This window comes from Lelliottia sp. F153 (assembly GCF_002870005.1).
Taxonomy (GTDB): domain Bacteria; phylum Pseudomonadota; class Gammaproteobacteria; order Enterobacterales; family Enterobacteriaceae; genus Enterobacter; species Enterobacter nimipressuralis.
In genome coordinates, this window is record NZ_PKFT01000001.1 from 59590 (window position 1) to 75072 (window position 15483).

Genomic DNA, 15483 nt, shown 5'->3' on the forward strand with positions numbered 1-15483 from the left:
CTTCAGAGAAACGTCTCAACGGCTTCTCGCATTTTTTTGACGTGCAGCCCGTAGACCACCTGAACGTTGTTACCTTGTTTGATAATTCCTTTTGCACCCGTCGACTTGAGCCGCGGCTCATCGATGATGTCGACATCTTTCACGGTGACGCGCAGTCGGGTGTAGCAGTTATCCACCACTTCAATATTTTCTCGCCCGCCGAGACCGACCACGATGGACTCGCCCAGCCCGTCGTTGCTGCCTTTCGCCTGATACTCCTGCTTGCTGTACAGACGGGTTTCCTGTTCGTCGTCCTCACGGCCCGGCGTTTTCATGTTGAAACGCAGGATCAGGAAGCGGAACACGATAAAATAGAGCGCGAACATAATCAGCCCGACGACGATATACATCGGCCAGTTGGACTTCTCCGTGCCCAGCGGCAGGTTGTAGAGAATGAAATCGATAATGCCGTTGGCGCCGATGGCATGAACGCCAAACAGATAGAACAGCATCATGCCAATCCCGGTCAGCACCGCGTGCACCACAAACAGCAGCGGGGCGACAAACAGGAAGGAGAATTCGAGCGGTTCGGTTACGCCGACCAGCAGCGAGGTTAGCGCCGCTGGGATCAGGATGGCTTTCGCCAGCGCTTTGCGCTCCGGTCGGGCAGTCATATACATCGCCAGCGCCGCGGCAGGCAGGCCGAACATTTTGCTTATTCCGCGTGCATCCCACACAACCGTGCTGCTGAGCTGTTTCACTTCCGGGCAGGCCATTTCGGCGAAGTAGATGTTCCGTGCGCCTTGATAAACAGTGCCGCACACCTCCTGCGTCCCGCCCAGTTCGGTGTACAGGAACGGCGTATAGACCAGGTGATGCAGGCCGGTTGGCACCAGGATGCGCTCAAGGAAACCGTAAATCGCCACGCCAAACGGACCAGAACCTTTAATGGCTAACGCCATGGCGCTAATTCCGTGCTGGGCAAAGGGCCACAGTTCGCTCATCACCACGCCAAGCAGCATCGACACGGGCAGCATGATAATCGCCACGAAACAGTGCCCGGAGTAGATCGCCATAGCGCCGTTAAACTGTACGCCGGAGTATTTGTTGTACAGATATCCCGACAGGGCACCGGTCAGAATACCGGCGAAAACGCCCATCTCCAGAACCTGCACGCCTAATACCATGCTCTGTCCGGCGGCTTTCATCTGATCGGCGGGGGCGAGATGCCCTTGTAGCTGGAGCGTCACATTCATGGCGTTGATAAACACCACAAAAGTCACCAGACCGATAAGCGCCGCGTAACCTTTATCCCGCGTGGCGAGGCCAACAGGAATGCCCACTGCAAAGACCAGCGCCAGATTGACCAGCACCGAGACCGCCGATTTAGCAATCAGCTGGCCAATGTGTTGAATCAGAGGATGGCCGAGAAACGGCACATACTCGGCAAGATTACCGTTACCCAGCACGTTGCCGAGGGCGATAAACAGCCCGACAATCGGTAAGATAAGTACCGGTCCGTAAAGTGATTTTCCGAAATTTTGTAGGGCGTTCACGGCTCGTTTCATGGCTATCTCTCTTAGTGAACCGCGCACTCAGCGTGCGTCTAAGATGTAAATTAGCAGGTGATCTGTCTGGATATCTAGCTATCTTATTGTTTTAAAAACAAATGACGCTAAAGGTCACATGTAACCTTTAGCACTGTGATCTGAACGATGATCGGTATCGCAGCCGCAGGAGAGTCGGGAGCAATCTGCGAGCCGCTTTCCAGATTCTAAGATTGGACTTTTGTATTCGTGAAACTTGCGGATAATACTTATTCGGATGACGACTAACAGGTTCCACGAACAGGGATAAAGGATGACACCGTTTCGCTTAGCTGCGCTCTCGCTCGCGCTTCTCACCACGTTTACGCTCGTTGGTTGCGATAACAACGACGATAAACCTCAGGCGGCCGCACCCGCGGCTTCCACCACCACATCAGAAGCGCCCGCCAAACCGGATGCGGATAAGCTCGCGAAACTCGCCGCGCAGAGTGAGGGCAAAGCGCTCACGCTGCTCGATGCCTCGGAAGTTCAGCTCGATGGCGCATCCACTCTGGTTCTGACGTTTTCGGTTCCGCTCAACCCCGATCAGGATTTTGCCCGCACGGTTCACGTCGTCGATAAAAAGAGCGGCAAAGTGGACGGTGCCTGGGAGCTCGCGCCAAATCTGAAAGAGCTGCGCCTGCGCCATCTGGAGCCGAATCGCAATCTGGTGGTCACCGTGGAGCGCGATTTGCAGGCGTTGAACAAAGCGACCTTTGGCATCGACTACGAAAAAGCGATCACCACTCGGGATATTGAACCGACTGTCGGCTTTGCCAGCAGGGGCTCGCTCCTGCCGGGGAAAGTGGTCGAAGGCCTGCCGGTGATGGCGCTGAACGTCAACAACGTGGATGTAAACTTTTACCGCGTGAAGCCGGAATCGCTGGCGTCATTTGTGAGCCAGTGGGAGTACCGTAACTCCCTGAGCAACTGGGAATCGGATAATCTGCTTAAGATGGCCGAGCTGGTCTATACCGGGCGTTTCGATCTCAATCCGGCGCGCAATACCCGCGAAAAACTGCTGCTGCCGCTGCGCGATATCAAACCGTTGCAGCAGTCCGGCGTCTATATCGCGGTGATGAATCAGGCGGGGCATTACAACTACAGCAATGCTGCCACGCTCTTCACCCTCAGTGACGTGGGCTTGTCTGCGCACCGCTATCACAATCGTCTCGATATCTTCACTCAGAGCTTAGAGAACGGCGCGGCACAGTCCGGTGTTGAAGTCCTGCTGCTGAATGACAAAGGCCAGACGCTGGCGCAGGGCACCAGCGATGGCGACGGCCATGCAAAACTCGAAACGGACAAAGAGGCGGCGCTGATTCTGGCCCGTAAAGACGGCCAGACGACGCTACTGGATCTTAAACTCCCGGCGCTGGACCTGGCGGAATTTGATATCGCAGGCGGGCCTGGTTATAGCAAGCAGTTCTTTATGTTTGGCCCGCGCGATCTCTATCGTCCCGGGGAGACCGTGATCCTCAACGGTCTGCTGCGCGACAGCGACGGCAAACCGCTGGCCGATCAGCCTGTGAAGCTGGAAGTGCTGCGCCCGGATGGGCAGGTGGCGAGAACCGTCGTCAGCCAGCCTGAAAATGGTCTTTATCGCTTCAACTATCCGCTGGAGAGTGGCGCGCAGACCGGCATGTGGCATGTGCGCGCGAATACGGGCGACAATCAGCAGCGTCTGTGGGATTTCCACGTCGAAGATTTCATGCCCGAACGTATGGCACTGAATCTGACCGGGCAGAAAACGCCGGTTTCGGTACAGGATGAGGTCAATTTCGACGTTGTCGGCTACTACCTGTATGGCGCACCGGCTAACGGCAACAGTCTGCAGGGACAGCTTTTCCTGCGTCCGCTGCGTGAAGCGGTCAGCGCGTTGCCGGGATTCCAGTTCGGTGATATTGCGGAAGAGAATCTCAGCCGCAGCCTCGATGAAGTGCAATTGACGCTGAATGAGCAGGGGCGCGGTCAGGTTGCCACGGAAAGCCAGTGGAAGGAGGTGCACTCTCCGCTGCAGCTGATTCTGCAGGCCAGCCTGCTGGAGTCTGGCGGTAGGCCGATCACGCGCCGTGCAGAACAGGCCATCTGGCCTGCTGCCGCGCTGCCGGGTATCCGCCCTCAGTTCGCCAGCAAAGCGGTGTATGACTATCGCACGGACACCACGGTGAACCAGCCGATTGTCGATGAAAACGGTAACGCCAGTTTTGACATTGTTTATGCCGACGCCAGCGGCGCGAAAAAAGCCGTATCGGATCTTCAGGTGCGCCTGATCCGCGAGCGCCGCGACTACTACTGGAACTGGTCTGAAAGCGACGGCTGGTTGTCTCAGTTCGATCAGAAAGATCTGGTGGAGGGCGAGCAGGCACTGACGCTCAAGGCCGACGAAACGGGCAAAGTGACCTTCCCTGTTGAGTGGGGCTCTTACCGTCTGGAAGTCAAAGCCCCTGACGATATGGTCAGCAGCGTGCGTTTCTGGGCCGGTTACAGCTGGCAGGATAACAGTGACGGCACCGGGGCCGCGCGCCCTGACCGCGTCATGCTGAAACTCGACAAACCCGCTTATCAGCCAGGCGACACCATTAAACTGCATGTGGCAGCACCGGCAGCGGGTAAAGGCTATGCGATGATCGAATCCAGCGAAGGTCCGCTGTGGTGGAAAGAGATCGATGTCCCGGCGAACGGGCTGGATCTCTCCATTCCGGTCGATAAAGCCTGGAAGCGTCACGATCTTTACCTCAGCACGCTGGTGGTGCGTCCGGGAGATAAATCTAAATCCGCCACGCCGAAACGCGCGGTGGGCATTCTGCATCTGCCGATGGGTGATGAAAATCGTCGACTGACGCTGGCCCTGGATACACCGCAGAAAATTCGCCCGAATCAGTCGCTGTCAGTGAAGGTCAAAGCCAGCGTGAAAGACGGCAGCGTGCCACAGAAAGTGAACGTGCTGGTGTCCGCTGTCGATAGTGGCGTACTGAACATTACCGATTATGTCACGCCCGATCCGTGGGAAGCGTTCTTTGGCCAGAAGCGTTACGGCGCGGATATCTACGACATTTACGGTCAGGTGATTGAAGGGCAGGGAAGGATGGCGGCACTGCGCTTTGGTGGTGACGGCGATGAGCTGAAACGCGGCGGTAAACCGCCGGTGAATCATGTCACCATAATTGCCCAGCAGGCGCAGCCTGTGGCGCTGGATGACAATGGCGAAGGGACGATTACTCTGCCGATTGGCGACTTCAACGGCGAGCTGCGCGTCATGGCGCAGGCCTGGACGGCGGATGATTTTGGTAGCAGCGAGGGCAAAGTGATTGTTGCCGCGCCGGTGATTACCGAACTCAACACGCCACGCTTCCTGGCCAGTGGTGACGCAACAAGGCTGACGCTGGATCTGACTAACCTCACCGACAAACCGCAGACGCTGAACGTCGCGTTGAGCGCATCGGGATTGATGGAGCTTGAAGGTGCACAACCGCAGCCCGTTCAGCTTGAACCAGGCACGCGAACCACGCTGTTTGTTCCGGTGAGAGCCCTGGACGGTTACGGTGACGGTGAAATCACCGCGCAGGTGACTGGCCTTCAGTTGCCAGGAGAAACTTTCGCACCGCAGAACAAGAGCTGGAAAATTGGCGTGCGTCCGGCGTTCCCGGCACAGACGGTGAATACGGGAACCATGCTAAACCCAGGCGAAAGCTGGACGGCACCGGCTCAGCACATCACGGGATTCTCACCGGCTACCCTGCAAGGTCAACTGCTGCTCAGCGGTAAACCACCGCTGAACCTGGCGCGTTATATCCGCGAATTGCAGGCCTATCCATACGGTTGCCTGGAACAAACCGCAAGCGGCCTGTTCCCGTCGCTCTATACCAACGCGGCGCAGCTGACTGCGCTCGGCATCAAAGGCGATACGGATGACAAACGCCGTGCGGCGATTGATATCGGCATCTCCCGTTTGCTGCAAATGCAGCGTGATGACGGCGGTTTTGCCCTCTGGGATAAAAATGGCCCGGAAGAGTATTGGCTGACGGCCTACGTCACCGATTTCCTGGTCCGTGCGGGTGAGCAGGGTTACAGCGTTCCGGCCGAGGCGGTGAACAATGCCAACAACCGTCTTCTGCGCTATCTGCAGGATCCTGGCATGATGTCTATTCGCTACAGCGATGATACGCAGGCGAGTAAATTTGCAGTTCAGGCCTATGCGGCACTGGTGCTGGCTCGCCAGCAAAAAGCCCCGCTGGGTGCACTGCGTGAAATCTGGGAGCGTCGTGCGCAGACCGGTTCGGGTCTGCCGTTGATGCAGCTGGGGATGGCGTTGAAACTGATGGGGGATGCGCCACGCAGCCAGCAGGCGCTGGATCTAGCCTTGAAAACTTCGCGCAGTGACAGCAAAAACTGGATGGCGGATTACGGCAGCCAACTGCGTGACAACGCCCTGATGCTCTCCCTGCTGGAAGAGTACAAACTGCTGCCGGATGCGCAGAACACGCTGCTGAATACGTTGTCTCAGCAGGCGTTCAGCCAGCGCTGGCTCTCAACACAGGAAAGCAACGCGCTGTTCCTGGCCGGTCGTCTATTGCCGACACTTTCAGGCGCCTGGCAGGCAACCACCAGCCTCTCGGATAAAGCGCTGAGCGGCGATAAGGCTCAGACACAAAATGTGAGTGGCGATCAGTTGGGCGCATTGCAGGTCACCAACAGTGGCACCACGCCGCTGTGGGTCCGTCTCGACAGCACGGGCTATCCGGATTATGCCCCACAGCCATCGTCCAACGTTCTGCAAATCGAGCGTCATATTCTCGCAACTGATGGCAGCAGCAAATCGCTCTCTTCTCTGAAGAGCGGTGAACTGGTGCTGGTGTGGCTGGAAGTGAAGGCAAATCAGAATGTCCCGGATGCGCTGGTGGTCGATTTACTTCCGGCAGGGCTTGAGCTGGAAAACCAGAACCTGGCCAGCAGCAGCGCCAGCCTTCAGGATAGCGGCAGCGAAGTGCAGAATCTGCTCAATCAGATGCAACAGGCGGACATTCAGCATATGGAGTTCCGCGACGATCGCTTTGTTGCTGCGGTGCCCGTGAACGAAGGGCAGCCTGTGACGCTGGTGTATCTGGCTCGTGCCGTTACTCCGGGAACGTATCAGGTTCCGGTACCGATGGTTGAATCCATGTATGTACCGCAATGGCGGGCAACGGGCGCAGCAAGCGGCCCGCTGATTGTTGTTCCGTAAGGTGACGTTATCTCGACTCATTCGCTCCCGTTGGCTTTGGCTGGCGGGAGCGATTCTTATTGTATGGGCGTTGATTGTTGTCGCCGATCGCCTGTGGCCGTTGCCTTTAAAAGAGGTCAATCCTGCACGGGTGGTGGTCGATGAGAAAGGTACACCCCTCTGGCGTTTTGCCGATAGCGATGGGATCTGGCGCTATCCGGTCACCATTGAAGATGTCTCTCCGCGCTACCTCGAAGCCCTGATCCAGTATGAAGATCGCTGGTTCTGGGATCATCCCGGCGTCAATCCCTTCTCCGTTTTGCGTGCAGCCTGGCAGGATCTGAGTTCCGGTAAAGTGGTTTCGGGCGGCAGTACCCTTACCATGCAGGTGGCACGACTGCTTGATCCGCATCCACGTACTTTTGGCGGTAAAGTGCGTCAGTTATGGCGCGCGATGCAGCTCGAATGGCACCTGTCAAAACGCGAGATCCTCACGCTCTATCTCAACCGTGCGCCCTTTGGGGGGACGTTACAGGGCGTCGGTGCGGCCAGTTGGGCCTATCTCGGGAAATCACCGGCGAAGTTAAGCTACTCAGAGGCTGCGTTGCTGGCGGTTCTTCCCCAGGCACCGAGCCGTCTGCGTCCGGATCGCTGGCCAGAGCGCGCGGAGGCCGCGCGTAATAAAGTGCTCGAGCGCATGGTGACGCAGGGCGTCTGGAGTGCGCAGCAGGTTAAAGAGTCGCGTGAAGAGCCGGTCTGGCTTGCCCCCCGGCAAATGCCGCAGCTGGCTCCGCTATTTTCCCGCATGATGCTGAGTAAAAGTCGCGACAACAAAATTGTCACTACGCTGGATGCTTCGCTGCAACGTCAGATGGAAGAGCTGGCGATGAACTGGAAATCCCGGCTTCCGCCGCGTAGCTCACTGGCGATGATCGTTGTTGATCACACTACGATGAAAGTACGCGGTTGGGTTGGCTCAGTGGATATCAATGATGACAGTCGTTTTAGTCATGTCGATATGGTGAGCGCGATCCGATCGCCGGGATCGGTGCTAAAACCCTTTGTCTACGGAATGGCACTCGATGAAGGCCTGATCCATCCCGCCTCTTTGTTACAGGATGTTCCGCGGCGCACGGGAGATTATCGACCGGGTAACTTCGACAGCGGTTTTCACGGCCCGATCAGCATGAGCGAGGCGCTGGTGCGCTCGCTGAACCTTCCCGCCGTGCAAGTGCTGGAGGCTTATGGCCCAAAACGTTTCACCGGAATGCTGAGCAATGTCGGTTTACGCCTGATCCTTCCGCCTGGCGCGCAGCCTAATTTATCGCTGATCCTGGGCGGTGCGGGGGCGCGGCTCTCAGACATTACCGCCGCTTACAGCGCCTTTGCCCGTCAGGGGAAGGCGGGGCGGTTACGCCTGCAGCCGGGCGATCCGTTGATTGAGCGTCCGCTGCTCTCGCCTGGCTCGGCGTGGATCATTCGCCGAATTTTAGGCAACGAAGCGCAGCCGCTGCCGGATAGCGCACTGCCGCAGGTTGCACCGCTGGCGTGGAAAACCGGTACCAGCTATGGCTATCGTGATGCCTGGGCCATTGGCCTGAACGCGCGCTACATCATTGGGATCTGGACCGGACGCCCGGACGGGACACCCGTTGCCGGGCAGTTTGGATTCGCCAGCGCCGTGCCAGTGCTGAACCAGGTCAATAATATGCTGCAGTCGAGTTCAACGGTGGATGAAGGGCGCTTGCCGCGCGATCCGCGCCCGGCGTCGGTCAGTCGCGGTGTGATCTGCTGGCCCGGCGGGCAATCCCTGCCTGAAGGGAGTGAGAACTGCCGTCGCAGGCTCGCGACCTGGTTGCTTGACGGCAGTCAGCCGCCCACGCTGTTATTGCCGGAGCAAGAGGGGATTCGCGGGATTCGCTTCCCGGTCTGGCTGGATAAGCAGGGTAAACGCGTTGCGGCTGATTGCCCCGGCGCGCAGGAGAAAATCCTCGACGTCTGGCCGTTACCGCTTGAACCCTGGCTTCCTGCTTCTGAACGCCGGGCGGTACGCGTTCCGGCGCCGTCAACCATCTGTCCTCCGCTGGCGCAAGATTCCCCTGCGCCGTTGATGCTCTCCGGTGTGCGTGAGGGGGCATTGATTAAACGCCTGCCCGGTGAGTCACGCGTATCGCTGCCGCTACAGGCAATTGGCAGCGACAGTGAGCGCTGGTGGTTCCTGAATGGCGAACCGCTGAATGTGAAAGGGCGCGCTTACACTTTACAGCTTGATAAAGCAGGGGATTATCAGTTACTGGTAATGGATGAGACGGGGCAAGTCGCTACGGTGAATTTCACCCTGCAGTAGCGAAAAACCCATCCGGGATGTGAGCTGTTGCTAAAACTCGTCTTATTTTAAAAAAATGTTACGTTGAACCATAGGCAATGGCGTTTTTGCTCTCTATAATCCGCGCCATCTTATACAGATGTATGCAAAACAACAGAACATAACACAGAGGTTATCATGGCTATTGAACGTACTTTTTCCATCATCAAACCAAACGCGGTGGCAAAAAACGTTATTGGCAGCATCTTTGCTCGCTTTGAATCTGCAGGGTTCAAAATCGTTGGCACCAAAATGCTGCATCTGACCGTTGAACAGGCTCGCGGTTTCTACGCTGAGCACGACGGCAAACCTTTCTTCGACGGCCTGGTTGAGTTCATGACCTCCGGTCCAATCGTGGTTTCCGTACTGGAAAGCGAAAACGCAGTACAGCGTCACCGCGATCTGCTGGGTGCAACTAACCCGGCTAACGCACTGGCTGGCACCCTGCGTGCAGATTACGCGGACAGCTTCACCGAGAATGGCACCCACGGTTCCGACTCTGTAGAATCTGCTGCGCGCGAAATCGCTTACTTCTTCGCCGAAGGCGAAGTGTGCGCTCGTACCCGCTAATTCCTCAGGGAAGGGTATAAATTTGGTAAAAGTCGCGTGCAAACGTGGCATCCCTGCGCCAGACTTTGTACAATGCAACGCCCCGGAAGAGCAAAGCGCTCACCGGGGCGTTTCTTTTCAACCCTCCACGGGCCATAACGTGTAACAACGAGGCCGGAAAATATTATGTCTGAACTAGTTAACACCTCTGAAGTCGCCATTGCCGCGGTTCCTAATAAAAATGGAAAAATTAACCTGCTGGATCTGAACCGTCAGCAGATGCGCGAGTTTTTCAAAGAGATGGGCGAGAAGCCGTTTCGTGCCGATCAGGTCATGAAATGGATGTACCACTATTGCAGCGACAACTTTGATGACATGACTGACATCAACAAAGTGCTGCGTAACAAACTCAAAGAAGTCGCTGAAATCCGCGCACCGGAAGTGGTGGAAGAGCAGCGTTCTTCTGACGGCACCATCAAATGGGCGATTGCAGTTGGCGATCAGCGCGTTGAAACCGTGTACATCCCGGAAGAAGATCGCGCGACTCTGTGCGTCTCTTCTCAGGTTGGTTGTGCACTGGAGTGCAAATTCTGCTCGACGGCGCAGCAGGGCTTTAACCGTAACCTGCGCGTGTCTGAAATTATCGGCCAGGTATGGCGCGCGGCGAAAATCGTCGGCGCGGCAAAAGTGACCGGCACACGTCCTATCACCAACGTGGTGATGATGGGCATGGGTGAGCCACTGTTGAACCTGACCAACGTCGTTCCGGCGATGGAAATCATGCTGGATGACTTCGGCTTTGGTTTGTCCAAGCGTCGCGTGACCCTCTCCACCTCTGGGGTTGTGCCTGCGCTGGATAAACTGGGCGACATGATTGACGTGGCGCTGGCGATCTCCCTGCATGCACCGAACGATGAAATTCGTGACGAAATTGTGCCGATCAACAAAAAGTACAATATCGAAACCTTCCTCGCGGGCGTGCGCCGCTACCTCGAAAAGTCCAACGCCAACCAGGGCCGCGTGACCATCGAATATGTGATGCTGGACCATGTGAATGACGAAACCGATCATGCGCATCAGTTGGCTGAATTGCTGAAAGACACGCCGTGCAAGATTAACCTGATCCCATGGAACCCGTTCCCGGGGGCGCCGTATGGCCGTAGCTCTAACAGCCGTATCGATCGTTTCTCCAAGGTGCTCATGGAGTACGGCTTCACCACCATCGTGCGTAAAACCCGTGGTGATGATATCGATGCCGCCTGCGGCCAGCTGGCCGGTGATGTAATCGACCGTACTAAGCGTACGCTGCGTAAGCGCATGCAGGGTGAGGCGATTGAGGTCAAAGCTGTGTGATTAGTATGCGTCGCGGTGCAGGTTTGTACCGTGACGCATTAGCTTACTGAATATTCAGCCACGTAGATTGTGATTGCTGAATAATTACGGTGCGTTTCAGACGACTTTAAGGCAGTATGTAACGTCGCAACAACAGTTTAGCCTCATGAGTAGCGCTGCACTGTCAACTAAAGCCGGACAGTCTTATACTAACTGTCTGTCTAAGGTTAAATGACCAGAAGTTTCGCGGTGCGGGTGGCATTGTGACTCACCGGCGCCTGAACCCTAATTTACACGTACCAGTAAGTAGTTGTAGCGAATGAATACTGAAGCCACTCACGACCAAAATGAAGCACTCTCCACGGGCGTTCGTCTTCGCAATGCCCGTGAACAACTCGGACTCAGCCAGCAAGCTGTTGCAGAACGCTTGTGCCTGAAGGTTTCCACGGTTCGCGATATTGAAGAAGACAAGGCTCCGGCCGATCTTGCTTCAACGTTTCTGCGTGGTTACATCCGCTCTTATGCAAAACTGGTGCATATCCCTGAAGAAGAACTGTTGCCAATGATGGAAAAACAGGCACCGGTACGTGCGGCGAAAGTCGCGCCGATGCAGACCTTCTCTCTGGGCAAACGTCGCAAAAAACGTGATGGCTGGCTGATGAGCTTTACCTGGCTGGTACTGTTTGTGGTGATTGGTCTGACGGGCGCATGGTGGTGGCAAAACCACAAAGCGCAGCAGGAAGAGATCACCACGATGGCTGACCAGTCCTCTGCCGAGCTAAACAATTCCGGTAACGACGGCGCGCAAAGCGTGCCGTTAAACACCGACAGCAGCGCCACTTCCGGCGAACCGCAAACTGCTGCTACCGATTCTCAGGCTGTTGAACCTGCCCAAACGCCAGCGCCGGCCACCACACCGGACCAGACGACAGCGCAAAATGCTGTTGTGGCACCGTCTCAGGCGAATGTGGATAACGCTCCAGCGGCGACAACACCTGCCGCTACGGCGAACACCACACAGCCGCTGCCAACGGACCAGGCTGGCGTCGCAGGGGCAACCACTGCCGATCCTAACGCGCTGGTGATGAACTTCTCTGCCGACTGCTGGCTGGAAGTGACGGATGCAACAGGTAAAAAACTGTTCAGTGGCCTGCAGCGTAAAGATGGCACATTAAATCTAACCGGTCAGGCTCCGTATAAGCTTAAAATCGGTGCTCCGGCTGCGGTGCAGATCCAGTATCAAGGAAAACCTGTCGATCTGAGCCGTTTTATCAGAACTAACCAGGTTGCGCGTCTTACCGTTAATGCCGAACAATCAGCAGCACAGTAACAGGCGAGTAACGCGGGAGACTTTTCATGCATAATCAGGCTCCGATTCAACGTAGAAAATCTAAGCGGATTTACGTTGGGAATGTGCCGATTGGTGATGGTGCACCCATCGCCGTTCAGTCGATGACCAACACCCGTACCACGGATGTTGAGGCGACGGTCAATCAAATCAAAGCATTAGAGCGCGTAGGTGCGGATATTGTCCGCGTCTCCGTGCCGACCATGGATGCCGCCGAGGCATTTAAACTCATCAAGCAGCAGGTCAATGTTCCGCTGGTTGCCGATATCCACTTCGATTACCGAATCGCGCTGAAAGTCGCGGAATATGGTGTGGATTGTCTACGTATCAACCCAGGTAACATCGGCAGCGAAGAGCGTATTCGTTCGGTCGTTGACTGCGCCCGCGATAAAAATATTCCTATCCGCATCGGCGTTAACGCCGGATCGCTGGAAAAAGATCTGCAGGAAAAATACGGCGAACCGACGCCGCAGGCGCTGCTGGAATCAGCCATGCGCCATGTGGATCATCTCGATCGCCTCAACTTCGATCAGTTCAAAGTCAGTGTGAAAGCGTCTGACGTTTTCCTGGCCGTTGAATCCTATCGCCTGCTGGCGAAGCAAATCGATCAGCCGTTGCATCTTGGGATCACCGAAGCCGGTGGCTTACGCAGTGGTTCTGTGAAATCCGCGATCGGCCTTGGGCTGCTGCTTTCCGAAGGGATCGGCGACACGCTGCGTGTATCGCTGGCGGCCGATCCGGTGGAAGAGATCAAAGTCGGTTTCGACATTCTGAAATCTCTGCGCATTCGTGCTCGCGGGATCAACTTCATTGCGTGCCCAACCTGTTCGCGTCAGGAATTTGACGTTATCGGTACGGTCAACGCGCTGGAGCAGCGTCTGGAAGATCTGATCACGCCGATGGATGTCTCTATTATCGGCTGCGTGGTGAACGGTCCTGGTGAAGCGCTGGTGTCAACGCTTGGCGTGACCGGCGGCAACAAGAAAAGCGGCCTCTATGAAGATGGGATTCGTAAAGACCGTCTGGACAACAACGACATGATCGATCAGCTGGAAGCTCGCATTCGCGCAAAAGCGACGATGCTGGACGAAGCCCAGCGCATCAGCATTCAGCAAGTTGAAAAATAACGTGATGGGAAGCGTTAGGCTTCCCATGTATGATTGAACCCATTCTTTGGGTTTTTTTTGTATATAGAAAGAGAATAAACGTGGCAAAAAACATTCAAGCCATCCGCGGCATGAACGATTATCTGCCTGGCGAAACCGCCATCTGGCAGCGCATTGAAGGCACTCTGAAACAGGTGCTCGGCAGCTACGGTTACAGCGAAATCCGTTTGCCGATTGTAGAGCAGACCCCGTTATTTAAACGCGCGATCGGCGAAGTGACCGACGTCGTTGAAAAAGAGATGTATACCTTTGAAGACCGCAACGGCGATAGCCTGACGCTGCGTCCGGAAGGTACGGCAGGTTGTGTACGCGCCGGCATCGAACATGGTCTCCTGTACAATCAGGAGCAGCGTCTGTGGTATATCGGCCCGATGTTCCGCCACGAACGCCCGCAAAAAGGCCGTTATCGCCAGTTTAATCAGCTGGGTGTGGAAGTCTTTGGCCTGCAAGGTCCGGATATCGACGCTGAGCTGATCATGCTGACGGCGCGCTGGTGGCGTGAGCTGGGGATTTCTCAGCATGTTGCGCTGGAGCTGAACTCCATTGGCTCCCTGGAAGCGCGCGCGAACTACCGTGATGCGTTAGTTGCATTCCTGGAACAGCACAAAGATAAGCTGGATGAAGACTGCCAGCGTCGCATGTACAGCAATCCGCTGCGCGTTCTGGATTCCAAGAACCCGGAAGTGCAGGCGCTGCTGAACGATGCCCCGGCGCTGGGTGACTATCTGGACGACGATTCTCGCGAGCATTTCGCTGGCCTGTGCAAACTGCTGGAAGCGGCAGGTATTGCTTACACCGTGAACCAGCGTCTGGTGCGCGGTCTGGATTACTATAATCGCACGGTATTTGAGTGGGTCACCACCAGCCTGGGTTCTCAGGGTACCGTGTGTGCAGGCGGTCGTTATGACGGTCTGGTGGAACAGTTGGGTGGCCGTGCTGCACCTGCAGTAGGTTTCGCAATGGGTCTTGAACGACTTGTTTTGCTGGTTCAGGCAGTTAATCCGGAATTTAAAGCAGATTCCGTTGTCGATATATACCTGGTGGCCTCAGGTGCGGATACGCAGTCTGCGGCAATGCAGTTTGCCGAACGTCTGCGCGATGCGCTGCCGGGCGTTAAGCTGATGACTAACCATGGTGGTGGCAACTTCAAAAAGCAGTTTGCCCGTGCCGATAAATGGGGCGCAAGTATCGCACTGGTGCTGGGCGAGTCCGAAGTGGCTGCTGGCGAAGTGGTGGTAAAAGACCTGCGCTCTGGTGAGCAAACAACCGTAACGCAGGATAGCGTTGCCGCGCACTTGCGCACTTTACTGGGCTAAGGGGAAGAACAGCGTGGAAATGTACGAGAACGAAAACGACCAGGTTGATGCGATTAAACGCTTCTTTGCCGAAAATGGCAAAGCCCTGGCCGTTGGGGTGATTTTGGGTGTGGGCGCGCTGATGGGTTGGCGTTACTGGAATAGCCATCAGGCTGATTCCGCGCGTGATGCTTCCCTGTCCTATGAAAATACCGTGAGCGCAATTCGTGCCGATCAGCCGCAAACGTTGGCTGCTGCGGAGAAATTTGCTGCTGACAACAAAAATACTTACGGTGCACTGGCATCGCTCGAAGTGGCTCAGCAGTTCGTTGATAAAAATGAACTGGATAAAGCCGCCGCGCAGCTGACTCAGGGTCTAGCGGCAGCCAGCGATGACAATCTGAAAGCGGTGATTAATCTGCGCCTGGCGCGTATTCAGGTACAGCAGAACAAAGCCGACGACGCGCTGAAAACCCTCGACACTGTCAAAGGTGAAGGTTTTGCAGCCATCGTTGCTGACCTGCGTGGTGAAGCTCTGCTGAGCAAAGGCGACAAACAAGGCGCGCGCAGCGCGTGGGAAGCGGGCGTGAAAAGTAACGCCTCACCTGCGCTGAGCGAAATGATGCAGATGAAAATAAATAATTTGTCCGTCTGAGAGGG

9 protein-coding genes are annotated in these 15483 nt (G+C 56.0%); 8 read left to right on the forward strand and 1 reads right to left on the reverse strand.

The genetic code is table 11. The features are described 5' to 3' along the window. Nucleotides 1–2: 2 nt before the first annotated feature. Nucleotides 3–1547, reverse strand: a complete 1545-nt coding sequence (locus tag F153LOC_RS00310) for a PTS transporter subunit EIIC (protein WP_102104978.1) — start codon at nt 1545–1547, stop codon at nt 3–5. A gap of 292 nt (nt 1548–1839) precedes the next feature. Between F153LOC_RS00310 and F153LOC_RS00315 the strand changes: the two genes are divergently transcribed. From F153LOC_RS00315 to F153LOC_RS00355, 8 genes are all read left to right on the forward strand, one after another. Continuing rightward, a complete protein-coding gene (locus F153LOC_RS00315; RefSeq protein ID WP_102104977.1) occupies nt 1840–6789 on the forward strand; it encodes an alpha-2-macroglobulin in 4950 nt (1649 codons plus the stop codon). A gap of 1 nt (nt 6790) precedes the next feature. Continuing rightward, on the forward strand, nt 6791–9115 hold the full coding sequence (pbpC, locus tag F153LOC_RS00320) for a peptidoglycan glycosyltransferase PbpC (protein WP_102105010.1): 2325 nt from the start codon (nt 6791–6793) through the stop codon (nt 9113–9115). 156 nt (nt 9116–9271) lie between these two features. After that, nucleotides 9272–9703: a nucleoside-diphosphate kinase gene (gene ndk, locus F153LOC_RS00325; RefSeq protein WP_095282894.1), complete on the forward strand. Its 432-nt coding sequence runs from the start codon at nt 9272–9274 to the stop codon at nt 9701–9703. Between the two features lie 165 nt (nt 9704–9868). After that, the gene (locus F153LOC_RS00330; protein WP_100779320.1) at nt 9869–11035 is read left to right on the forward strand and encodes a bifunctional tRNA (adenosine(37)-C2)-methyltransferase TrmG/ribosomal RNA large subunit methyltransferase RlmN; all 1167 of its coding nucleotides are present in this window, start codon (nt 9869–9871) and stop codon (nt 11033–11035) included. Nucleotides 11036–11333: 298 nt separating this feature from the next. Then, on the forward strand, nt 11334–12344 hold the full coding sequence (gene rodZ, locus F153LOC_RS00340) for a cytoskeleton protein RodZ (protein ID WP_102104976.1): 1011 nt from the start codon (nt 11334–11336) through the stop codon (nt 12342–12344). A gap of 26 nt (nt 12345–12370) precedes the next feature. Continuing rightward, entirely contained in the window at nt 12371–13489 is a 1119-nt protein-coding gene (ispG, locus tag F153LOC_RS00345) for a flavodoxin-dependent (E)-4-hydroxy-3-methylbut-2-enyl-diphosphate synthase (protein WP_100779322.1), read from the forward strand. A gap of 80 nt (nt 13490–13569) precedes the next feature. Next, nucleotides 13570–14844, forward strand: a complete 1275-nt coding sequence (hisS, locus tag F153LOC_RS00350) for a histidine--tRNA ligase (protein ID WP_102104975.1) — start codon at nt 13570–13572, stop codon at nt 14842–14844. Between the two features lie 13 nt (nt 14845–14857). Further along, the gene (locus F153LOC_RS00355; RefSeq protein ID WP_100779324.1) at nt 14858–15478 is read left to right on the forward strand and encodes a YfgM family protein; all 621 of its coding nucleotides are present in this window, start codon (nt 14858–14860) and stop codon (nt 15476–15478) included. Nucleotides 15479–15483: the final 5 nt, after the last annotated feature.